At 62.7% G+C, this 22,603-nt stretch carries 20 protein-coding genes; 13 read left to right on the top strand and 7 right to left on the bottom strand.

Going from position 1 to position 22,603, the window contains the following annotated elements:
- Window positions 1-5: 5 nt before the first annotated feature.
- Window positions 6-1,649 (bottom strand): glucose-6-phosphate isomerase, encoded by a 1,644-nt coding sequence (gene pgi, locus ACFWXH_RS14665; protein WP_379121385.1) that lies wholly within the window; start codon window positions 1,647-1,649, stop codon window positions 6-8.
- 336 nt (window positions 1,650-1,985) lie between these two features.
- Here pgi and ACFWXH_RS14670 point away from each other — a divergent pair, with 336 nt between their 5' ends.
- The 3 genes from ACFWXH_RS14670 to ACFWXH_RS14680 all read left to right on the top strand — a co-directional run bounded on the left by ACFWXH_RS14670 (window position 1,986) and on the right by ACFWXH_RS14680 (window position 6,202).
- Window positions 1,986-3,476, top strand: a complete 1,491-nt coding sequence (locus tag ACFWXH_RS14670; RefSeq protein ID WP_054313189.1) for a PLP-dependent aminotransferase family protein — start codon at window positions 1,986-1,988, stop codon at window positions 3,474-3,476.
- Between the two features lie 425 nt (window positions 3,477-3,901).
- Window positions 3,902-5,491, top strand: a complete 1,590-nt coding sequence (locus ACFWXH_RS14675; protein WP_379121387.1) for a trimethylamine methyltransferase family protein — start codon at window positions 3,902-3,904, stop codon at window positions 5,489-5,491.
- A 111-nt stretch (window positions 5,492-5,602) separates the two neighbouring features.
- Window positions 5,603-6,202, top strand: coding sequence for a dimethylsulfonioproprionate lyase family protein (locus ACFWXH_RS14680; RefSeq protein ID WP_379121389.1), 600 nt, complete (start codon window positions 5,603-5,605; stop codon window positions 6,200-6,202).
- Window positions 6,203-6,511: 309 nt separating this feature from the next.
- Here ACFWXH_RS14680 and chrA read toward each other — a convergent pair whose 3' ends face one another.
- Complete coding sequence (chrA, locus tag ACFWXH_RS14685) at window positions 6,512-7,723, bottom strand: chromate efflux transporter (RefSeq protein WP_379122217.1); 1,212 nt, start codon at window positions 7,721-7,723, stop codon at window positions 6,512-6,514.
- Window positions 7,724-7,824: 101 nt separating this feature from the next.
- On the bottom strand, window positions 7,825-9,291 hold the full coding sequence (locus ACFWXH_RS14690; protein WP_379121391.1) for an MATE family efflux transporter: 1,467 nt from the start codon (window positions 9,289-9,291) through the stop codon (window positions 7,825-7,827).
- A 362-nt stretch (window positions 9,292-9,653) separates the two neighbouring features.
- Between ACFWXH_RS14690 and ACFWXH_RS14695 the strand changes: the two genes are divergently transcribed.
- Window positions 9,654-10,073, top strand: a complete 420-nt coding sequence (locus ACFWXH_RS14695; RefSeq protein WP_054313212.1) for a GFA family protein — start codon at window positions 9,654-9,656, stop codon at window positions 10,071-10,073.
- Window positions 10,074-10,395: 322 nt separating this feature from the next.
- Window positions 10,396-12,252, top strand: a complete 1,857-nt coding sequence (locus tag ACFWXH_RS14700; protein WP_379121393.1) for a diguanylate cyclase — start codon at window positions 10,396-10,398, stop codon at window positions 12,250-12,252.
- Window positions 12,253-12,263: 11 nt separating this feature from the next.
- Here ACFWXH_RS14700 and ACFWXH_RS14705 read toward each other — a convergent pair whose 3' ends face one another.
- A complete protein-coding gene (locus ACFWXH_RS14705; RefSeq protein WP_379121395.1) occupies window positions 12,264-13,067 on the bottom strand; it encodes an alpha/beta fold hydrolase in 804 nt (267 codons plus the stop codon).
- A gap of 292 nt (window positions 13,068-13,359) precedes the next feature.
- On the opposite strand from ACFWXH_RS14705, the gene ACFWXH_RS14710 reads away from it, so the two are divergent.
- The 5 genes from ACFWXH_RS14710 (at window position 13,360) to ACFWXH_RS14730 (ending at window position 15,804) form a co-directional block, all read left to right on the top strand.
- On the top strand, window positions 13,360-14,196 hold the full coding sequence (locus tag ACFWXH_RS14710; RefSeq protein ID WP_379121397.1) for a DUF2066 domain-containing protein: 837 nt from the start codon (window positions 13,360-13,362) through the stop codon (window positions 14,194-14,196).
- 133 nt (window positions 14,197-14,329) lie between these two features.
- Entirely contained in the window at window positions 14,330-14,644 is a 315-nt protein-coding gene (locus ACFWXH_RS14715; protein WP_379121399.1) for an ArsR/SmtB family transcription factor, read from the top strand.
- Between the two features lie 2 nt (window positions 14,645-14,646).
- Window positions 14,647-15,111, top strand: a complete 465-nt coding sequence (locus ACFWXH_RS14720) for an SRPBCC family protein (protein ID WP_379121401.1) — start codon at window positions 14,647-14,649, stop codon at window positions 15,109-15,111.
- A gap of 24 nt (window positions 15,112-15,135) precedes the next feature.
- Window positions 15,136-15,552 (top strand): GFA family protein, encoded by a 417-nt coding sequence (locus tag ACFWXH_RS14725; protein WP_379121403.1) that lies wholly within the window; start codon window positions 15,136-15,138, stop codon window positions 15,550-15,552.
- Between the two features lie 102 nt (window positions 15,553-15,654).
- The gene (locus tag ACFWXH_RS14730; RefSeq protein ID WP_097575905.1) at window positions 15,655-15,804 is read left to right on the top strand and encodes a hypothetical protein; all 150 of its coding nucleotides are present in this window, start codon (window positions 15,655-15,657) and stop codon (window positions 15,802-15,804) included.
- Window positions 15,805-15,853: 49 nt separating this feature from the next.
- On the opposite strand, the gene ACFWXH_RS14735 is transcribed toward ACFWXH_RS14730, so the two are convergent.
- Window positions 15,854-17,659 carry an IlvD/Edd family dehydratase gene (locus tag ACFWXH_RS14735; protein WP_379121406.1) on the bottom strand — a complete coding sequence of 602 codons (1,806 nt, stop codon included), beginning with the start codon at window positions 17,657-17,659 and terminating at the stop codon, window positions 15,854-15,856.
- Between the two features lie 164 nt (window positions 17,660-17,823).
- On the opposite strand from ACFWXH_RS14735, the gene ACFWXH_RS14740 reads away from it, so the two are divergent.
- Window positions 17,824-18,273, top strand: coding sequence for a carbon monoxide dehydrogenase subunit G (locus tag ACFWXH_RS14740; protein WP_379121408.1), 450 nt, complete (start codon window positions 17,824-17,826; stop codon window positions 18,271-18,273).
- Between the two features lie 170 nt (window positions 18,274-18,443).
- Here ACFWXH_RS14740 and ACFWXH_RS14745 read toward each other — a convergent pair whose 3' ends face one another.
- Both ACFWXH_RS14745 and ACFWXH_RS14750 read right to left on the bottom strand, forming a co-directional pair.
- Complete coding sequence (locus ACFWXH_RS14745; protein WP_379121410.1) at window positions 18,444-19,865, bottom strand: M20/M25/M40 family metallo-hydrolase; 1,422 nt, start codon at window positions 19,863-19,865, stop codon at window positions 18,444-18,446.
- Window positions 19,866-20,227: 362 nt separating this feature from the next.
- Window positions 20,228-21,406 (bottom strand): Mrp/NBP35 family ATP-binding protein, encoded by a 1,179-nt coding sequence (locus tag ACFWXH_RS14750; RefSeq protein WP_379121412.1) that lies wholly within the window; start codon window positions 21,404-21,406, stop codon window positions 20,228-20,230.
- A gap of 236 nt (window positions 21,407-21,642) precedes the next feature.
- On the opposite strand from ACFWXH_RS14750, the gene ACFWXH_RS14755 reads away from it, so the two are divergent.
- Both ACFWXH_RS14755 and ACFWXH_RS14760 read left to right on the top strand, forming a co-directional pair.
- Entirely contained in the window at window positions 21,643-22,020 is a 378-nt protein-coding gene (locus tag ACFWXH_RS14755) for a VOC family protein (RefSeq protein WP_379121414.1), read from the top strand.
- 121 nt (window positions 22,021-22,141) lie between these two features.
- Window positions 22,142-22,495: a SnoaL-like domain-containing protein gene (locus ACFWXH_RS14760; RefSeq protein WP_379121416.1), complete on the top strand. Its 354-nt coding sequence runs from the start codon at window positions 22,142-22,144 to the stop codon at window positions 22,493-22,495.
- The last annotated feature ends 108 nt before the right edge of the window (window positions 22,496-22,603 follow it).

Raw genomic sequence — 22,603 nt, forward strand, 5'->3', positions numbered from 1 at the left:
ACCCGTCACTCCCGTCCGCTCAGCCGGTGGATATGTCCCACCAGTCCCGCGGTCGAGGCATCCCTCTTGGCGGCATTCTCCTTGCCTTCAACGACAGGCAGCAGGCTGGTGGCGAGCTCCTTGCCGAGTTCGACACCCCATTGGTCGAAGGAATTGATGTCGTAGAGCGTGCCTTCGACGAAGACGCGATGCTCGTAGAGCGCGATCAGTCGGCCGAAAGTGCGCGGGTCGAGCTTGCGGTAAAGGATCGTGAGCGAGGGCCGGTTGCCGGAAAAGACGCGGTGCGGCGCGATTTTGTCGACCTGTTCCGGCTTCATGCCCTTGGCCAGCATCTGCGCACGCGCTTCCTCCAGCGTGCGCCCCTTCATCAGCGCTTCCGACTGCGCCACGACATTGGCCAACAGCAGATCATGATGGTGTTTGAGGTCCGGTTCATGGCCGATCGCGGCGGCGATGAACTCGACCGGGATGATGTCGGTGCCCTGGTGCAGCAACTGGAAGAAGGCGTGCTGGCCATTGGTGCCCGGCTCGCCCCACACCAGCGGACCGGTCGGCGTCACCGCCTTGCCATTGTCCAGCATGACGCTCTTGCCGTTCGATTCCATATCGAGCTGCTGCAGATAGGCCGGCAGGCGCGACAGGCGCTGGTCATAAGGAATGACGGCGCGAGCCGGATAACCGCAGACGACACGGTGCCAGAAACCGACAAGGCCGAGCAACGCCGGCAGGTTCCTGTTCAGCGGCGCGGACTGGAAATGCTCGTCCATCTCATGCGCGCCGGCCAGGAGGGCGCGGAAATTCTCAGGTCCGACGGCAATCATCACCGGCAGGCCGATGGCACCCCAGACCGAGTAGCGCCCGCCGACCCAGTCCCAGAAACCGAAGACGCGGTCTTTCTCGATGCCGAATTTGGCAACCAGGTCGAGCGCGGTGGAGACGGCGGCAAAGTGCTTGCCGACGGCTTCCTTGCCGAGTTTGGCCTCCACCCATTTGCGCGCCGTCTCGGCATTGGTCATGGTCTCGACGGTGGTGAAGGTCTTGGACGCGACAATGAACAGCGTCGTTTCCGCCGAAAGGCCCTTCAGCGTGTCGTGCATGTGGGCGCCGTCGATGTTGGAGACGTAATGCGCGCGCGGCCCGTCATGATAGGGGGCGAGCGCCAGCGTCGCCATCACCGGGCCGAGATCCGAACCGCCGATACCGATGTTGACGATGTCGGTGATCTTCTTGCCGGTGTGGCCGGCCGCCTTGCCGGAGCGGATGGCGTCGGCAAAGACGCTCATCGCATCCAGCACCGAACGGACATCCTTCTGCACGTCCTGTCCGTCTACATGCAAGCCCTTGCCGTCGAGGTTGCGCAGCGCCGTGTGCAGCACGGCGCGATCCTCGGTGATGTTGATGTGCTTGCCGGAAAACATCGCGGCGCGTCGGCCCTCGAGGTCGGCCGCCTTGGCCAGGCTTTCGAGCAGTTCCATCGTCTTGCCGTCGACCGCGCATTTGGACCAGTCGAGCAACAGGTCGCCGTCCAGCGCCGAGAAGCGCTTGAAGCGGTCCGGATCGGCGGCGAAGGCCTCGCGCATGTCCATCGGAGTTGCCGCGCGATGGGCGCGCAGGGCGGCGAGCTGTTTGTCGAAGGCGGTGCGGTCCACGGCGATCTCCAGACTATGGCAGGGTCGGTTCAGACTTTAGCAGAGCGAGTGCGGCAAGCGACAGGCTTGCAGCGAACTTATCTAGCGGAGTTTCAATCGGTTCAAGCCAATCGGCGCGCACATTTTTGCGTCCGCGCGAAATGGAGCGGGGCATGCATCCTGCCACGCCAACCAGAGCGGGAAATTTCTACTTTTTGGTGTTCACCGGCGGGAATGAAGGATCACTGGCATAAATCCCAGCGATCAGAAAAATTGATTGGCGCAACCCCTTGTACCAATCATACAGTCCAATGGTCCACAAAACAAAAAAGACTGACCAACGAGGAGCGCCCGAATATGCCACAGCGTAACGACACCGCGATATGGTCGGGCCTGTTCAGGATTTCGGCCGAGTCCGGCCAGACCCTGCAGGCGCAGATCCGCCAAGCCATCGTGGCCGCGATCCTCGACCGTCAGATCGCCGCGTCCATGCCGCTCCCCTCATGCCGGATCCTCGCCGAGAAGCTCGGCGTGGCGCGCGGCACCGTGGTGCTCGCCTTCCAGCAGCTGGTCGATCAAGGCTTTTTGGTGGCACGCGAACGGCGCGGTCACTTCGTGAACCCGGAGGTTCTGGCGACGCCGGCACGGCCGCAGAAGACACCGGAACAGGCCAACGAGATCGACTGGAAGAAGCTGCGCCAGATCGCCGCCAGCGACATGCCGCCGCCGGCCAAGCACGACAACTGGATCAAGTCGTCATATCCGTTCGTATACGGCCAGTTCGACCCGGCGCTGTTCCCGACCGCCGAGTGGCGCGAGTGCAACCGCATGGCGCTAGCCGTGCTGGAGATCCGCAACTGGGCCTCCGACATGGTCGACCGCGACGACCCGCTGCTGATCGAACAGATCCAGGCGCGGCTGCTGCCGCGGCGCGGCATCTTCGCCAATCCGGACGAGATCATCGTGACGCTGGGCGCGCAGAACGCACTTTATATGCTGGCCACACTCTTGATGACCAAGGGCTCGAAGGTGGCAATGGAAGACCCCGGCTATCCCGATGCCCGCTCGATCTTCCGGCTGGCCGGCGCCGACATCCAGCCTGTCCCGGTCGACCAGTCCGGCATCGTCACCTCGGCGATCCCGGCAGACACGGGCTTCGTGTTCGTGACGCCGAGCCACCAGTGCCCGACGATGGTGCCACTGTCGCAGGAGCGCCGGCAGGACCTGCTGGCCCGCGCCAACCGCAACAACCACATCATCATCGAGGACGGCTACGACAGCCAGTTGCTGGACGAGGCCCCACAGCAGGCGCTGAAGAGCATCGATCGCTCCGGCCGCGTCGTCTATGTCGGCTCGATGTCGAAGACGCTGGCACCCGGCCTGCGCCTCGGCTACATCGTGGCCTCCGCCGGGCTGATCGCGGAACTGCGCGCGCTGCGCCGCTTCATGCTGCGCCACCCGCCGGCCAACAACCAGCGCGCGGTGGCGCTGTTCCTCTCGCTCGGCCATCACGAGGCGCTGGTGCGCCGTCTTTCGACGGCCTTCGACGAGCGGCGCAAGCGGCTGGTGCACGCGATCTCGGCATTCCTGCCGGAATGGCGCGCTACCGATTCCGCTGGCGGCACCTCGCTGTGGCTGGAAGGACCGCGCGGCACCGACTCCCGCGATCTCGCGGCGGCGGCGGCCAGCCGCAGCGTGATCATCGAACCGGGCGACCGTTTCTTCGACCGCACCGACAAGCCGTCACGATTCATGCGGCTGGGCATTTCGTCCATTGCGCTTCAACATATCGAACCCGGCATTCGCGAGCTCGCGACCGCAGCAGGCCGTAGGCCGGCGGCGGCATAGGTCCACCTCCCAAGCGACAATAGCCCTCCCCCTTGAACGGGGGGAGGGTTTTTAAATTCGCGGCTCTCCGGTTCGTCTCCGCCGCGATTCGGTGCCGGAACCTGGATGCTCCTGCGCAGGCGCTCCATCTGCCGGGCGATCCATTTCCCCACCTGTCGTTCTGAACCTTCAGGAATTTCCGGCACTTGGATTGCAGGGCTTCGCGGCCGCGCTGGCGGCCCGGGCAAATCGCTTTTTCAGAAGTGATGCGGCCCAAGGCGAGTAACCGCATTTCTGCCTCTTCGCTGGTCCATCTTCCCGAAATCGCTGGCACATATGCTGCACCAATACGATTGGCATAGTTCCGCGAAGCAAGGGGAAGAAGCTTGCTGATGGTGGACCAACCGCCACATGCAAAGCTTCAGGACAAAAAGTGGAGGTTTTCCATGTCCATGACGGCGGAAAAGCAGGATTTGCAAGGCGACAGCCGGTCCCGACGATCCGGCGGGCGTGAAGCGAGACGCGCCATGCGCGCGGCGCCACTGGCTGACGACATTAGGCCAGTGAGAGCCGGCCTGGAGGGCGGACGCTACGGTCCATTGGCCCAAAACGACCTGGAACGCATCCATGAGGCGGTGCTGACGCTTCTGGAAACAGTCGGCTTCGCCAACGCCATTCCATCCTGCATCGAGGCGCTGACCAGGGTCGGCGCCAGCTACAGCGAGGATGGCCGCATCCGCTTCCCGCGAGCGCTGGTGCTCGACACGATCCGCAACGCCGCACGCAACTTCACGCTGCATGGCCAGGATCCCAAACACGACATGTTGATCCAGGGCAAGCGCGTGCATTACGGCACGGCGGGTGCCGCCGTGCATCTGGTCGATGTCGAAAAGCGCGAATACCGCGAGAGCCTGCTGCAGGACATCTACGACGCCGCGCGCATCGTCGACGGGCTGGACAACATCCACTTCTTCCAACGGCCGATGGTGCCGCGCGACATTCCCGATCCGCTCGAGATGGATTTCAACACGCTCTATGCCTGCGTGATGGGAACCTCCAAGCACGTCGGCACCTCGTTCACGGTGCGCGAAAACGTGAAGCCGGCTCTGGAGATGCTCTATGCGATCGCCGGCGGCGAGGAGAATTTCCGCGCCCGGCCCTTCGTTTCCAACTCCAACTGCTTCGTCGTGCCGCCGATGAAATTCGCGGAGGATGCCTGCGGCGTGCTGGAAGCCTGCGTGGAAGGCGGCATCCCGATCCTGCTGCTTTCCGCCGGCCAGGCCGGCGCGACGGCACCCGCGGCAATCGCCGGTGCGGTGGTGCAGGCGGTGGCCGAAGTGCTGGCAGGACTGGTCTATGTCAACGCCCTGAAGCCCGGGCACCCCGCCATCTTCGGCACCTGGCCTTTCGTCTCGGACCTGCGCACCGGCGCGATGTCCGGCGGGTCGGCCGAGCAGGCGCTGTTGACTTCGGCCTGCGCGCAGATGGCGCAATTCTACGACCTGCCCGGCGGATCAGCCGCCGGCATGGCCGATTCCAAACTGCCCGACATCCAGTCCGGCTTCGAAAAGGGCATCACCGACGTGATGGCCGGCCTGTCGGGGCTGAATCTCGTCTATGAATCGGCCGGCATGCACGCTTCGCTGCTCGGCTTCTGCCTGGAAAGCCTGATCATCGACAATGACATGATCGGCCAGTGCCTGCGCTGCGTGCGCGGCATCGAGGTCAGCGACGAGGCGCTGTCGATCGACACCATCACCGAAGTCTGCCTCAACGGTCCCGGCCACTATCTCGGCAACGACCAGACGCTGAAGCTGATGCAGACGGAGTATTTCTACCCGGCCATCGGCGACCGTTTCTCGCCGAAGGAATGGAACGAGCGCGGCAAGCCCGACATCCTGCAGCGCGCCATCGCCGAGAAGAAACGGATCCTGGCCGAGCGTTTCCCGCACCACGTGCCGCGCGCCATCGACGACCGCCTGCGCCAGCGCTTCGACGGCATCATCCACCTGCCCCGTTCCGGCATGGGAGGGTGAAGGCAACGCCGGCGTCGTCGTCTCCGCTTGCCGGAAATACGGTGCCAGGCTCGCCATTGCTTCCATCCTGTCTCGCGCGGGACAGTGTGACCACAACGCCGGAGCAGCAGCATGGCAGCATCCAACCAAGAGAAGCTGATCACCTTCCTCGATGACCTCGCGGCCGCGATCGAGCCGAAAGCGGTCGGGGACACGCCCTTGGCACGTGGCTGGCGGCGGGTGGCCGACAGCATTCCGCGTGGCGAGATCGAGACCGGCCCGGCGCAGCCGGCACGACGGCCGGCCTGCACCCATCTTGCTGCCGGCTACCGCAATCTGGAAAATGCCGGACCGCATTTGCGCAAGCTTGCCGTCTCCTTCCAGGCAATCGAGCCGTTGCTCGATTGGACCAGCCGCGAGGAGAGGCGTGATTCCAAAGCGCTCGCCGAAAACTACGCCGGCGCGACGATCGTCGGTCGCGACGGCGTGATCGCGAGCGAGCATGTCGAGATCGGCGTCTCCATTCTCAGTCCGAACATGGTCTATCCCGACCACCGCCATCCGCCGGAAGAGGTCTATATCGCTCTGTCCGCCGGAGACTGGCGCCAGAATGATGAGCCATGGATTGCGCCGGGTATCGGCGGGTTGATCCACAACCCTGCCAACATCGTCCACGCCATGCGCTCGGGCGACCAGCCCCTGTTCGCGATCTGGTGCCTGCCCTTGCCTTAGGCGATGGCGAGGCGCTTTTATCTCCCCCCTTGCGAGGGAGAAAGGATTTTCACGATCTTAGCGAGCACGCCCGCAGGGCGGCGCAGTCTAAGTCGTAGAAAATCCAAGAGAGGGGATTTTCAGCTGATACATCTCGCATTTGACAAATCTCTTCTCTTTGTTCGAGAGGGTAAGAAGCAGATCACCAACGTGGCGGCTGCAAATCCCCTCTCTTGCGATTTCTAGCACTTAGCTGCGCCGCCCTGCGGGCGTGCTCGCTAAAATGCTGAAATCGCTTTCTCCCCCACATGGGGGGAGATAAGGGCGCACTCACACCGCGGCCCCGGCCATCGCCAGCAGGACCACCACCACCCAGGGCGGCGCCTTGGCGAACACCAGCAGCAGGAAGCCGCCGAGGGCAAGCAAGACATCGAGCCAATCGGCGATCGCGCTGGTCAACACCGGATCGTAGAAGGCGGCAGCGAGGATGCCGACCACCGCGGCATTGGTGCCGCGCATCGCCGCCTGCGCCTTTGGCAAAGTGCGCAACTCATCCCAGAACGGCAGCGCGCCATAGACAAGCAGAAGGCCGGGCAGAAAGATCGCGACGAGCGCAATGGAGGCGCCCAGAAGGCCATTGGGCACGATGCCGGAAACGGCGCCGAGATAAGCGGCAAAGGTGAAAAGCGGACCGGGCACGGCCTGTGCCGCGCCGTAGCCGGCGAGAAAATCCTGCACCGGCACCCAGCCGGGTGCGGCAACCGCGTTCTCCAGCAGCGGCAGCACGACATGACCGCCACCGAACACCAGCGCGCCGGAACGATAGAAAGCGTCGAAGAAGGCGAGCGCATGGCTGCCGGTCCAGCTGGCGAGCAGCGGCGGCAGCGTGAGCAGGACCGCGAACAGGACGAGCGCGGCGATGCCGGCCCTGCGGCTGACCGGAAAGGCCGGATGTGTCGATGCTGCACCGGCCTCGCCCTGGCAGAGGAACAGCCCGGCAACCGCACCGGCAGCGATGGCGCCGACCTGGCCAAGCCAGCCGCCAACGAGGGTGCTTAGCATAAGTGCGCCGAACGCAATGGCGATGCGCTGACGGTCGGGCGTCAGCGTGCGCGCCATGCCCCACAGCGCCTGCGCGACCACGGCCACCGCCACCAGTTTCAGCCCATGCAGAATGCCCTGGCCGACGGTATTGTCGAGGGCGCCGGCACCCAGCGCGAAGGCAAGCAGCAGCAATGCCGACGGCAGCGTGAAGGCGGCCCAGGCCGCAAGCCCGCCGACGAGACCGCCGCCGCGCAGCACGCCGAGCGAAAAGCCGACCTGGCTGGAGGCGGGACCGGGAAGGAACTGGCACAGCGCGACGAGATCGGCATAACCGGCCTCGTCGATCCATTTCCTACGCACCACGAAGGCGTCACGAAAATAACCGAGATGCGCGATCGGTCCGCCGAAAGACGTCAGGCCAAGCTGGAGAAAGGCCAGGAAGACCTCGGCGATGCGCGATCCTTGCGATGCCGCTTCATCGCTTTCCCCCGTCACCATCCGCCTCGCTACTGCCACCTCGTTGCGGCGGCGATCCTACCGCCTTGCGGTGGAGGAGCAAGCTTGCTGTCCTGCTTTTCAAACATGGGAGAAGAAGGAGGTCAGCTCTCCCCTTGCGGTGCCAGGCCGGCGCGCCCGCGCGGCACGCCGAGGCCGGTATCCGGCGGTTCGCCCGCGGCCGGCCGTTCCTCTTCGATCATGTGCATGGTGCGCCATTTGCCGAAGCGGTAGTAGGCGACGGCCAGCACCAGCGAGGCGATCGAGCCGGCTGGGAAACTCCACCATAGCGCGTCCTGGCCGAGCACGTCGCGCAGCGAATAGGCAAAGCCCGTGCGGACGAAGAGCACCGAGATGATCAGGATGATCAGCGGCGGCATCACCGCCCCGGTGGCGCGAACGGTAGCGAACAGCACGATGGTGACGCCGAACAGGATGAACGACCACGAGGCGACATTGTTGATGCGCTGGGCGATATCCACCGCGGGACCATCGGCTGCCAGGAACAGGCCAAGCACCGGCCGGTCGAACAGATAAAGCAGCAGCACCAGCGTGCCTGTGAGCAGGAGATTGAAGCCAACGCCGGCGGCGCAGATACGGCCGATGCGGTCCCAGCGGCGGGCGCCGACATTCTGCGCCGCCATCGAAGACACGGCGGCGCCGATCGCCAGCGCCGGCATCTGGACATAGGTCCACAACTGAGCGGCGATGCCGTAGGCAGCCGCCACCTGCGAGCCGTAGCCATTGACCATGCCCATCAGCACGAGCGCCGCCATCGAGATGACGATCATCTGCAGGCCCATCGGGATGCCCTTGGTGACGACGATGCGCAGCAGGCGCGGATCAGGTTTCAGCAAGGCGAGATCGGGGCCGGCCAGCCGCAGGGGGTGCTTGCGCCGGTAGAGCAGGATCAGGATCGCGGCCACACTCACGGTCTGGCCGATCAGCGTGGCGAGCGCGGACCCGGCGATGCCGAAGCCCGGTATCGGGCCGAAACCAATGATGAGCAGCGGATTGAGTATGATGTCGAGCACGACGGCGAGCGCCATGAAGAAGAACGGCGTGCGGGAATCGCCGGCGCCACGCAGGATGGTCATGACGAAGGAGAGGAGATTGGCCGCCGGCACCGCTGCGAAGATGATGACCAGATAGGCGCGTGCCAGCGGCATCACATCGGCCGGCGTGCCGAGCAACCCAAGAATCTGATCCACGAACAGCCAGCCGCCAAGCGCGAAGACCAGCGAGACCAGGAAGAAGAACGTCGCGCTGGTGCCGACGATGCGCCGGGCCTCGGCCATGTCGCGGGCACCGACCGACTGCGCAACCAGAATGGTTGCCGCCATGCCGATGCCGAACATCGTGCCGAGCAGAAGGAACAGCACCAGATTGGCGTTGGAGGTCGCGGCAAGCGCGGTTTCGCCGAGGAACCGGCCCACCCAGATCGAGTTGATCGAGCCGTTGAGCGATTGCAGCACGTTGGAACCGAGCACCGGCAGCGCAAACACCAGAAGCGTCGACGCGATCGGCCCGCTGGTCAGGTCGCGCTGGCGACGGGAAGCCTTGTCGTTCATGCCGGTCGTTCCTGATTCCGCCGTAGCGGCGACTGTAGCGAAATGCCGCCGCTGCCGAAACGTCCGCCCTATGCCCGGCTTTATCGGTCACGTCAATATTATCCGGGTAAAATTATCGACATAACAGCTCCTACTGAGCGGCAGCCGCATATGGCCATGTTTCTTCCGGGCCATTCCGGAACGTGGACGAAGGTGCGGCGATCGAGACCCTGCTTCAAGTCGCGCTGCATGCAAATGCGATTGCCCTGCCCTCGGTGGCAAGAACTGGCCATAACGATGCCGCCCGCGCGTCGAGGCGGGTATCGTCGCAGCGGACAATGTGCATGCTTGCGAAGCCGGTCGAATGGAAGACGGGGAAGAGGATGAAGAAGACCTATCACGGCAGCTGTCACTGCGGCTTTATCCGCTTTTCTGCCGAACTCGACCTCGACGAAGGCATCCGCCGTTGCAACTGCAGCTTCTGCCTCAAGGTCGGTTACAAGAAGTCCTTTGCCGCCTATGAGGCGGTCGACATCACCAGCGGCAAGGCCGAGATGGCGGAATACAAGGCCAGTCCCTCAAATTGGCCCGAAGGCGACATCAATCATTACATGTGCCCGAAATGCGGCGTGCATCCGTTCTCGCGCGGCTATCTCGAGTTCATGGGCGGCAATTTCTGGGCGGTGAATGTTGCCTGCCTCGACGACGCCACGGAAGAAGAACTGGCGGCCGCTCCCGTCATCTATGAAGACGGCAAGCGCGATCAGCAGCTGCAGGCACCTGAAATCACGGCCTATCTCTAGAGCGTTTCCGCTTTTGTCGAAAACGCCGCGCACTTTGCTGGAATTGCCCAGGCGCAGCGCTTTTGCCTGAACGCACGACACTTCTGTCCCGAGGCAAACAGATTTCCGGCACCATGGAGCCTGTCTTGGGCCAAGGCTCGGGGGCTGCCGACGCTCAAGAAGCCGGCCGGACACTCATCGAATTCGATTTAAATGCGATTGCCTCTGGCATCCCATTCTTAAAGACGGCAAGCTAGAAGGAAGGAGGGCAAGGGGCACACTCGATTACACGTAGCTAATGCAGCAAATACAGATACTTGGCTCCGGTCAGAGAACAGGAACCATGGCGCGGTTCCTGTTTTGGATCGCACTGCTCGGCCTCGCCAACTACCTTTCGAATTCAGTGTTCCGCATTCAGGGCATGGTTGCCCTGCAGCTGACCTATGCCCTGCTGCTGGCGATCCTTCTCCTGACGCCGCGCCGGCAATGGCCGGCCTATCTGATCACCGCATTTCCGATGCTGATCATGGTGCGGGCACTGGCAATCGGCTCGCTCTCCGAACTGACCAGCTTCTTTGCACTGGTCAGCACCGTAACATCGATCCTCGCCGCCACGGCCGGCGCCGCCATCCTGTCGCGCGACCGCGACTGGGTCGAGGGCCGTTCCGACCAGCTCGGCGCCTGGGCAACGGCCGGTTTCGTCACGGTGGTGGTGCTGCCGCTCGTCTGCGCCAGCATATTTGCCGCCGTGCGCATTCCGCCGCCCGGATACAGTTCGGCGGAATACTGGTTCAACGTCTATTCCAACGTGGCGCTGGCCTATCTGGTGCTGACGCCGCCGGTGCTGCGCGCCCGGCCACGGCAATGGCGTGAACTCCACCGCAGCGGCAAGATGGTGGAAGCAATCGCCTTGATCGCCGGTTTCGGTGTGTTCGCCGCACTGATCTTCAAGCAACCGTCGGTGCTGCCGCTGTTCCTGATCCTGCCGCCGCTGATCATCATCCTTTTCCGCGTCGGCTTCATCGGCCTCTCCGTCGCCATGGCCCTTCTCGTGCCGATCGCGGTACTTTTGACCGGCACGGGACAAGGCCCGTTCCATGCCATGGACAATCTGCACGTGGTGGGCGGCGGCCAGAGCGACGCCAATGTCCATCACGCACTGCTGTTTTGCCGGGTGTTCCTGGTCATCACCTTCATCATCGTCGTCATGATCGCGGCACTCCTGCACGAGCGCGAACAGTTGCAGCGCCTGGCGCAAGCCGACCGCGACATCTACGAAATGGTCGCCCGCCAATCCGGCGACATGGCCTTCGTCTGCGATCTCGACGGGCGCATCGTCTTCATTTCACCGGTGACCGCACAGGTGCTCGGCCTCGGTGAAGGCGCGCTTGGCGATTTCGACTGGCGCAACCACATACATCCGGACGATCTCGGCATCATAGACGCCGCCTTGCAACGCGCGCGCCGCGGCGAAGAGGATGTCGACTGTCTCTTCCGGGCCTTCGATGCGGACGGAAACGAACTGTGGTTCGAGAACCGCATGCGCCTGTCGACCACCACGTCCAAGGAGGGGCCGCGCTTCATCGTCGGCTCCACACGCGAGGTGACGGTGCGCGTGTTGCGCGAACAGCAACTGGAAAAAATGGCAGCCGTCGATGTTCTCACCGGACTGCCGAACCGGCGCCAGCTCAACGAGCAAAGCCGCGTGAAGTGGCGCCTGGCCGCGCGGCACAGCGACTTTCTGTCTCTCCACGTCATCGATATCGATTTCTTCAAGACGTATAATGACGTCTATGGTCATGCAAAGGGCGACAAGTGCCTGGGCGAGGTGGCTTCCGCCATCCGCAAGGTGCTGAAGCGGCCGGACGATTTCTGTGCGCGTTACGGCGGCGAGGAATTCGTGGCGCTGTTGCCCGGAACCGACGCGGCTGGAGCGCTGAAGATCGGCGAGGATATCTGCGCCGCGGTGCGTAACCTCAATATACGGCACGACGCCAGCGAATATGGGATCGTATCGGTGAGCGTGGGCTGCGCGACCATCCGCCCCGCCTTCGCCGACGACGACGGCTCCCTGTTCGAAGCCGCCGATGCGGCTCTCTACCAGGCGAAACGGCAGGGCCGGAACCGGGTCGTGGCCAGCAACCTGCGCAACCTCATGATCGAAGCGGCGCTCGTGGCGATGCCCAAGCGCCACGTCTGACCCACCGAGGCTTATCCGACCCGATCGAGAAAGCGGCGCACTTCCCGATTGAACTGAACCGGACGCTGCAGCGGCGCGAAATGGCCGACGCCTGCAAGCACGACGAGTTCGGCGCCGGGAATGCTGAGCGCAAGATAATCGGCATGGTCCTGCCGGATGAACTCGTCCTGTTCGCCGATGACGACCGCAACCGGCACCCGGATGCCTCTCAGTTGCCTGGCGCTGTAGTTCGGCTCGGTCGACATCATGCGCCCGACATCGGACACGAAGGTCGAGAAATCATCGGGGGTCGCCGACAGGGCCGCATAATCCTTGCCGTGGCGGCTGAAGCAGCGATCGGTCAGCGGCGTCGGCTTGAAGTCCAGCGTGCCGCTGGGATCCATGTTGCAGGCGAAGAAGAAGACGCCCGAAACACGCTCCGGATGCTTGTCGGCCAGGATCAGCGCCGTGCAGGCGCCGTCGCTCCAGCCGACGAGCGCCGCCTTCTCGAGGCTGAGGTGATCCATGACGGCCAATACGTCGCCCGCCATCCGCTCGTAGCCGAATGCCCCGGCGTCGCGCGTGCTGCGGCCATGGCCGCGGCTGTCGATGACGACCACCGTCCTGCCTGCCTGGACGAGTGCCGGAACCTGATGGCCCCAATTGCCGGCATGCCCGAGCCCGCCATGCAGCAGGACGACGGCGGGACCCGAGCCATAGACGGCATGCCAGATCCGAGCGCCGTCGTTCTCCACGAACCCTTCCATCATTGCAGTGGGAAGCGGCGCGGCGCCATGCGCATCGAAACTCAAGAGTTCGTCGTCCGTGAAATTCATAGGCCTCTCCTTGGAGCGCGACACGCCCTTTTGGACACGCAAAGGATGCTCCATCTTTTATAGACGATCGGGCGCGACCGTTTTCGACAAGTCCAGATGAAAAAGTTCGAGCCGACCTCAGCATCACCATCCAAATTCGCGTTGTCTGCCGTTGCCTCTAGAGCGTTTCCGTTTTCCACGGAAACGCGGAAACGCTCTAACTCTTTGTTTTTACGCAATTCCGGACAGAAAACCGTTACACACTTTTCCTGGAATTGCTCTAAGCTGCCGCCGTCAAACCAGGAGAATTGGCATGTTTGGTGGTTTGAAGTCGGGGATCGTTGCAGCAGCGCTGGCGATGGCGGTTTCCGCGAGCGCAGCGGAAGTCAACCGTACCAATCTTTATCGTGGCCAATCGGTAACCAATGGCTTCGGCGAAGTGAACCGGGCGCGTGCGCTGGCCCCTAGCCTGGAAGACGTGCTGGTCAAGGTTTCCGGCGATCCTCGCCTGATCGGCGATCCGCGTGTCGCTGAAATGGCGCGACACGCTCCCGATTATCTCAAGGCGTTCAGCTATCGGGACCTCCTCAACAACCGCCCGCCGCATGACGAACAAGGCACCTACGACCGGCCGCAATATCTCACCGCCGACTTCGATCCGGACAAGATCAATGCTCTTTTGGCATCGCTCGGACGCAAACCCTGGCCGTTGCCGCGACCCAAGATCGTCGCACTGATCGAAGCCGCGCCGATGAAAGGCGACAGCTTCATGCTGGCAAACAAGAGCGACAACTATCTCGCCGCGGACATGCGTGCGGCGTTGTTGGCGGCCGCTGAACAGACAGGCATGCCGTTGCAGTTGCCTGCGCGGTACAAAGCCGATGCAATCCGAACCGGGAAGTCCAAGCCGGAAGTGCTCGCCAAAAGAGCCAAAACCCTGGGTGGCGACCTCCTCCTTGTCGGCACCATGGTCTGGCGCGAGGAAGCCCTTGGCTGGGTCGCCGACTGGCATCTCGTTTCAAAGAGCCAGGACCGTCATTGGCAACTGCGCGGCTTCGGCTTCGACGATACGTTCCGCAACGCCCTGCGCGGGGCGGCGCAGATCCTGTCGGGAAATGGACAGCCCGAAGCCGTTGTCACGGCGAAATAGGCCTGCCGACAGCTTTCAGGAAATGGTCTCGCGCGGAAGGCAGGGCGCGAGCCAAAATGCAGGTGTTTACCTGCTTGATATTGACATGCAGGCTTTTACCTGCATATTATCATCCCACATTCGAGCGGGAACGATGGACGCGGACAAGGTTTTCAAGGCGCTGGGCGATCCGACACGCAGAAGGCTGCTTGACCTTCTCTATGAGAAGAACGGGCAGACGCTCGGCCAGCTTTGCGAAGACCTGGACATGGCCCGGCAATCCGCCACCCAGCACCTTGGCATATTGGAAGAAGCCAATCTGGTCAGCACAGTCCGGCGTGGCCGGGAAAAGCTGCATTTCATCAACCCCGTGCCGCTGCATGAGGTCTACGAGCGATGGGTGCGCAAATTCGAACGTCAGCGGCTCGCACTGCTGCACGATCTGAAGCAGGAACTCGAAGGAGAGTGAGGATGGCCAAGGAAACGACCAGTTTTGTCTATGTGACTTACATCCTCTCGACCCCGGAAAAGGTGTTCGAGGCCATCGCCAAACCGGACGTCACGCGACGCTACTGGGGCCACGAGAACGTCTCCGACTGGAAGCCGGGATCGGCGTGGGAACATGTGCGCGCCAGTGACGAGCGCACCGTCAAGGTTGTCGGCAAGGTCGTCGAGGCCACGCCGCCGACCCGCCTCGTCGTCACCTGGGCCGCTCCGGCGCAGGCTGCCGATCCTGCAAACCACAGCCGGGTGACCTTCGCGATCGAGGACTATGAGAACATGGTTCGGCTGACCGTCACGCATGATGAACTCGAAGCCGGCAGCGACATGGCGAAAACCATGAAGAACGGCTGGCCTGTGGTTCTCTCCAGCCTGAAATCCTTCCTGGAAACCGGCCGCGGCCTCGACATTTTCGGCAAGCCGAAAGCGGCCTGACCTTCATCCAACGAGAGATTCCCGATGACCAAGATCTATCGCGGCGGATGCGCCTGCGGCGCGGTCCGCTATGAGACGAAAAGCGAACCCATCTTCGAGAACCACTGCCAATGCCGCGACTGCCAGAAACAGAGCGGCACCGGACACGCCTCCTATCTGACCTTTGCCAGCCGGGCCGACATGGCGATGACGGGCGAAACGAACAGCTGGCGTGTGGCGAGCGACAGCGGCAACGAAAAGATCTACGCCTTCTGCCCGACCTGCGGCGCGCCGGTCTATCTGTCGACCGTCGCCATGCCGGACTTCGTCGCGGTCTCGGCGGCCAGCCTGGACGACCCTGGCCAGTTCAAGCCGCAGGTGGTCACCTATGCCGCTCGTGGCCATGCCTGGGATTTGCTTGATCCGTCACTGCCAACATTCGACGGCATGCCGAACGGATAGGCTCGCATCAGCGTGTACTCCTGCCGACGCTTGCCTGACCGGAGCAGAGATTATCGGAACCGCGCAAAACCGTACGGGGTTGTGGCTGCACAGGAGGTTGCCATGATCCGCAAGCTGAAATCAGGCGAATACCGTCTCTATTCGCGCAAGGTGGACCCCAGGACCCACAAGCGCAGGAACCTCGGCACGTTCAAATCACGGGAAGCGGCCGAGAAGCACGAGCGTGAGGTGCAATACTTCAAGCGCCACTAGCCGCTCGGCGGGACCCTTTGGCGGTCCAGCCGAGTGACGCCACCGCAAGCTAGTGGTTGTCGCGCGGCATGCCTGCGGTGTGGGCGACGTCCTGGTATTTGACGGCCGGCTTCAGCACCATGCCTTCCGAGAACTGGTCGACCATCGAGCGCTGGATTTCCTGCCATGGCGTCTGGTGCTTCGGGTAATGGTAGCCGCCATTGCTGCCGAGCGCGGCACGGCGGCGGGCAAGCTCGTCCTCCGGCACCAGCATGTCGGCGGTGCCCTTGCGCAAGTCGATACGCACGCGGTCGCCCTTCCGCAACAGCGCCAAGCCGCCACCGACCGCGGCTTCCGGGGAAGCGTTGAGGATTGAAGGCGTGCCGGACGTGCCGGATTGGCGGCCATCACCGATACAAGGCAGCGAGTGGATGCCCTTCTTGATGAGATAGGCAGGCGGCTGCATGTTCACCACTTCCGCGCCGCCCGGATAACCGACCGGACCGGCGCCGCGCATGAACAGGATGGTGTGTTCGTCGATGCCCTCGGCGGGATCGTCGATGCGGGCGTGATAATCCTCCGGCCCGTCGAACACCGCGACCTTGCCTTCGAAGGCTTCGGGATCAGCCGGGTTCGACAGGTAGCGGTCGCGGAACTCCTTGGAGATCACGCTGGTCTTCATGATGGCGCTGTCGAACAGATTGCCCTTGAGATTGATGAAGCCGGCTTCCTTCTTCAGCGGATCGGCAACGGGCAGGATCACCTTCGGGTCGAGGTTTTCGGCCTTGCCGCAATTCTCGCCCATGGTCTTGCCGTTGGCGGTGACGGCGCCGGAATGCGGCAGCAGGCCTGCCTTCATCAGTTCTGCGACCACCGCCGGCACGCCGCCGGCATGGTGGTAGTCCTCGCCGAGATATTCGCCGGCCGGCTGCAGGTTGACCAGAAGCGGGATCTTGTGGCCGATCGCCTGCCAGTCGTCATTGTCCAGCCTGACGCCGAGATGGCGGGCGATCGCGTTGAGATGGATCGGCGCATTGGTGGAACCGCCGATCGCCGAGTTGACGACGATGGCGTTCTCGAAGGCTTCACGCGTCATGATGTCCGAAGGCTTGAGGTCCTCATGCACCATGTCGACGATGCGCTTGCCGGTCTCGTAGGCGATCTGGCCGCGCTCGCGATAGGGCGCCGGAATGGCGGCCGAACCCGGCAGCTGCATGCCGAGCGCCTCGGCCAGGCTGTTCATGGTCGTGGCCGTGCCCATGGTGTTGCAATAACCGACCGAAGGCGCGGAAGACGCAACGATCTCCATGAATTCGTCGTAGTCGATCTCGCCGGCCGACAGGCGCTGGCGCGATTCCCACACGATGGTGCCGGAGCCGGTGCGCTTGCCCTTGTGCCAGCCGTTCAGCATCGGCCCGACGGAAAGCGCGATCGCCGGGATGTTGACGGTGGCCGCCGCCATCAGCATGGCCGGCGTGGTCTTGTCGCAGCCGATGGTGAGCACGACGCCGTCGAGCGGGTAGCCGTAGAGCACCTCCACCAGCGAGAGATAGGCCAGATTGCGGTCGAGCGAGGCGGTCGGGCGCTTGCCCGTTTCCTGGATCGGATGGCAGGGGAACTCGAAAGGAATGCCGCCGGCCGCAACGATGCCTTCGCGCACCCGCTTGGCGAGTTCGAGGTGATGGCGGTTGCAGGGCGACAGGTCGGAACCCGTCTGGGCGATGCCGATCAACGGCTTGCCCGACTGCAGTTCGGCGCGGGTGAGACCATAGTTCAGGTAGCGCTCCAGATAGAGCGCGGTCATGCCCGGATTGTCAGGATTGTCGAACCATTCCTGCGACCGGAACTTTTTCTTATCGCTAGGCGCGCCTGCCATGGCTGTCTCCGCATTTGTCCGACAATTGGATATGTCATCGCACGCATCCCGGCAAGGCCATGCCCCCGGACTTTGGTGCGATGGACAGCATTGATGCACTACGCTACCGCTTTGGCTAGTGGCGGGCCGTCTAAATGAGAGGACCGTCTCAACGGGAGGATTGCATGGCTCTGGTTATCGAAGGCGAGGAACGCATCGCAGCCCCGGTGGAGAAGGTGTGGGCGGCGCTCAACGACCCGTCGGTGCTGAAGGAAAGCATTCCCGGCTGCCAGAGCCTGGAGATGAAGTCGCCCACAGATATGGCGGCCACGGTGGTGCTGAAGATCGGGCCGATCAAGGCCACCTTCAACGGCGAGGTGACACTGAAGAACCTCAAGCCGCCGCATTCCTACACCATCCAGGGCGAAGGCAAGGGCGGCATCGCCGGCTTCGCCAAGGGCGGCGCCGACGTGACGCTGGCCCCCGACGGCGATGGCGCGACACTCTTGAAATACGCGGCCAAGGCCGATGTCGGCGGCAAGATCGCGCAGTTGGGCAGCCGCCTCATCACGTCGACCTCGAAGAAACTCGCCGGCGAGTTCTTCTCCACCTTCGGCAAGAAGGTGGGCGGCTGAGGCTCAGGGTCGCAGCCGGCGGCACTTTCGCGCCTGTTTCGTCTCGATCCGTTTCCCCCTGGTGGATCTCACGAGAGCGGAATGCGACCCAGAAGAACCGCTATCCCGCTCCCACCCTTTGCTTCGCGACTTAAATCAACTGGTCTCCGCAAGCCGGAGCCGGTTGATGCTCACTTTGCCGCAACGTCGACCAGCATGTCATGGATGAAGGTTGTCCCTTCTTCCAACGACTTGACGGCCACGCGTTCGTCATTGCCGTGCATTCGTTCGAGTGTCTCGTTGTCCAAAGGGTATGGATAGATGCCATAGACCGGGATGCCGCGATCCCGCCAGGCGGATGCGTCCGTACCTGCCTCGAAGAGAGCCGAAACCACCGTGGCTTCGGGCCATGTCTTTTTTGCTGCCTTCTCGAGAGCCTTGAACAAAGGAGTATCCGTAGGCGATGCCTGAGCTTCGGTGCGTTCCTTGTAGTAGGCCCTCGCGTCGGCCTCGTTCATCGTCGTATCGACACTGATCTTGACATCCGGATCAGACACGACTTTCTCGACCTGTTGCTGCACATCCCATGGCGTGGAGCCGGGAACGAGGCGTATATTCACATAGGCCTCAGCGGCGCCTGGAATGACGTTCTCCTTCACCCCGGCTTTGACGATCGTCGGCGCCACCGTGTTGCGCATCAGAGCATGCCACAGCAAGGGATAATCGCCCGTTGCGGAGACGCGCTCGCCCGCTTCTTTCAACGCTGAAGCGTCGCTGCTCGACGCCAAGGTTTCGAGATCCGCTTTCATCTGCCCGCTCGCGCTCGACGCAAGCGCCTTGAAGTAAGCTTTGGTTTGATCCGTAAGGGTCGGCTCGGTGTCCCATGTGGATATTTTCGCCAGGGCTCTGGTCAATTTGCCGATCGCGCTGTCTGGCTGTGGACGCGAGGAATGCGTAGGCGTGCCAACCACCCGCAGCCGCAGACCGGCGTAGATTTTGTCACGCGTTGTGATGTTGACCTGCCGGGCGACGCCGTTCTTGTCCTGGAAAATCCACCCGCCTTCGTTCAGCACGAATTCGGCCTTGATTTTCTCCCAGTGGTTCTTTGCCAGCCAGTCGGTGCCATAGTCGCCGGCCTCCTCGTCGGCCTCGGCGAGAAAGATCACGTCCCTCGACAGGGCGACACCACTCTTTTTGAGATCCAGAAGAGCTTGAACGAAGACAGCCTGGCCGCCCTTGAAATCCATCGCACCGCGGCCCAGCACATAGTCGCCTTTTATTTCGCCGGCGAAAGGATCGACACTCCATGTCTGCCGCTCCACCGGAACGACATCGGAATGTGCGGCCAGCAGGATCGGTTGCTTGCTGCCGTCCCCTTTGAGCCGGGCGATGAAATGAGCCACGCCCTCTTTCGGGGTTTTTATGATCTCGTTCTCTATGCCCGCTTCGTCGAAGACCTTCTTCAGGAAGGTCGCTTCTTCCAACGTCTTCCCCGGTGGATTCGACGTGTCGAAACGCAAAAGCTGTTGAAGAAGCTTAACGGCTCCATCGGGTTCCTGCGCAGCAACGGGCGCCGTTGTTCCCATCAAGGCAGCAACGCCGAACACAGCCACGCCAGTTCTCAAAATGGACTGAACCGATCTCATCGTTTTCTTTCCTCAACCGTCTATGGATTTCCCCCGTTGAAACGCCCATTCGTCCATCCTAATGAAAGCAACTTCTTATGACATACGACTTACGACATACGACTAAGTGCTAGGTATGCTCCCCCAAGGTGAGGGTTCATCCCGAACGCGTGTCAGTGAAGAGTGGTGGTGAGGTTCTGGCGATAGCGAACGCACGCGCGATGCCTTCGAGCCGAGCTCCAGGCATTGCGGCAGGACACTGCGAGCCCTGCCTGCGGCCACTGCATTGAAGGAGAGTACCTCGATCCGGCCACGGCCTCCGATGGCCGCGCGCCGGCAGCAAGGTTGGCCTATTCGAAAACGATGCTTGGCCCGCTCTCGGCGGCGCCCTTCCCTGCCTGCAGCTGTGCCCAGGTCTTGGCCGCGATGTCCTTGTAGATCTTCGCTTCTGCGCCATCCGGCTTGGCAGCGACCACCGGGGAGCCGGCATCCGAGCTTTCGCGAATGCCCATTTCCAGCGGCACGGCGCCGAGGAACGGCACGCCGAGACGCTCGGCTTCCTTCTGCGCGCCGCCATGGCCGAAGATGTCGTAGCGCTTGCCGGTGTCGGGGGCGATGAAATAGCTCATGTTCTCGACGATGCCGAGCAATGGCACGTCGACCTTCCTGAACATGTTCAGCCCCTTGCGCGCATCGATCAGGGCAAGATCCTGTGGCGTGGAGACGATCACCGCGCCGGCCAGCGGCACCTGCTGGGCCATGGTCAGCTGGGCGTCGCCGGTGCCGGGCGGCATGTCGACCACCAGCACGTCGAGCGGCCCCCATTCGACCTCGCGCAGCATCTGGGTGAGCGCCGACATCACCATCGGCCCGCGCCAGATCATCGGCGTTTCCTCATCGACGAGGAAACCCATCGACATCACCTTGAGGCCGTAGTTCTCCTTCGGCTTCAGCACCTTGCCGTCTACCGTCTCCGGCTTGCCATGGATGCCGAGCAGCTTCGGCATGGAGGGGCCGTAGATATCGGCGTCGAGAACGCCGACCTTCAGGCCATTGGCTGCGAGACCGAGGGCGATGTTGACGGCGGTGGTGGATTTGCCGACACCGCCCTTGCCGGAAGCGACGGCGATGATCGCTTCGATGCCGGGAACGCCGCGCTTGCCGGAACTTTGCGATGGCGGCGCCTGCCGGGGTGCGGGTGCAGGGCGTGGGGCGGCAGGCGGTGGAGCCGGACGGGGCGCTGCCGGACGCTGCGGCACCGGCGCTTCCATACCGCCGCTCTTCTTCTCGGCGGTAAGCGCCACGACCGCGCCGGCAATGCCGGGAATGGCTTTCACCACGCGCTCGGCGGCCGCGCGCAGCGGCTCCATCTCCTGGGCGCGCGCTGCCGGTACGGTGATGGAGAAGAACACCTTGGCGTCGGCTATGAAGATTTCCGACACCATGCCGAGATCGACGATATTGCCGGAGAAATCCGGCCCGCTGATCGTCTTCAGGCGATCGATGACGGCTTCCTTGCTGACGGACATGCTGCTTCTTCTGCCTGTGCTGCCTGTTGTTTGAGCCTGAAATAGTGCACTTCCCGTGCAAGACCAAGCCACCCCTACCTTCGACAAATTAAAACCCTGCCCTTTTGTCGGGGTAGGACCGGTACGTTCGTCCTAGGAAAGCACACCGTCAGTTCGTGATCGTCTTTCGCGCCGATGCTGTTCTCGCAGCTCACTGCGGGACAATCGGCGGACGAACCAGAGCAAGGAGATTGAAGATGCTTTCCAACAACAATGCAGCCGCCAACATCGCCGTCCGCGACGTCAAAGCCGCGCGTGCCTTCTACCAGGGCATATTGGGGCTGGAAGAGGTCTCGCACATGGACGACGACCTCGTTGTCCTGAAGAGCGGCGAGACCGTTCTTGTCGTCTACCGTTCCGAGTTCGCGGGTACCAACAAGGCGACCTCGGTGACGTGGGCCGTGGGCTCCGAGATCGACACCATCGTCAAGGACCTGAGATCGAAGGGCGTGCCGTTCGAACACTACGATATGCCCGGCACCACACTGGACGGCGATCTCCACGTCGGCCACGGCATGAAGGTCGCCTGGTTCAAGGACCCGGATGGCAACATCCTGAACGTGATCGACCAATAGCGCAGTCGCATTGGCGATATCTGTCAGCTGACATGCGGCTCTCGCGTCGACATCAAACGACGCGAGATGCATTATTCAGGCTTGGACAGGACTGCAGTTTTCAGATCGCCAGGAGCTGATCATGACCATCACCGAGCTTGCCAACGACTTCACGCATCTGCTCAAGCAAAACGATCACAAGGGAGCCGCCGAGAAGTACAACGCCGACAACATTGTCAGTTACGAAGCCATGGAAGGTCCGATGGCGGTCTGCGAAGGCAGGCAGGCCGTCAAACAGAAGAGCGACTGGTGGACGGAAAACCATGACGTCCATAGCGGTTCCGTCGAAGGACCCTATGTCAACGGCGATCAATTCGCCCTCCGTTTCACGATGGACGTCACGCCAAAGGCAACGGGCGAGCGTATCAAAATGGACGAGGTCGGCGTCTACACGGTCAAGGACGGCAAGATCGTCGAAGAGCGCTTCTACTACTAAAGCCGAGGCCTTGCGCGGTCCACCGTTTCACGGAAACGGCGACCCGCGCCAGCTCTTTGGTCTGACGCAATCCCTGACGGAAAACCGCTGCACACTTTTCCTGGAATT

Source organism: Mesorhizobium sp. NPDC059054 (assembly GCF_042739215.1).
In the GTDB taxonomy this organism is placed as follows: Bacteria; Pseudomonadota; Alphaproteobacteria; order Rhizobiales; family Rhizobiaceae; genus Mesorhizobium.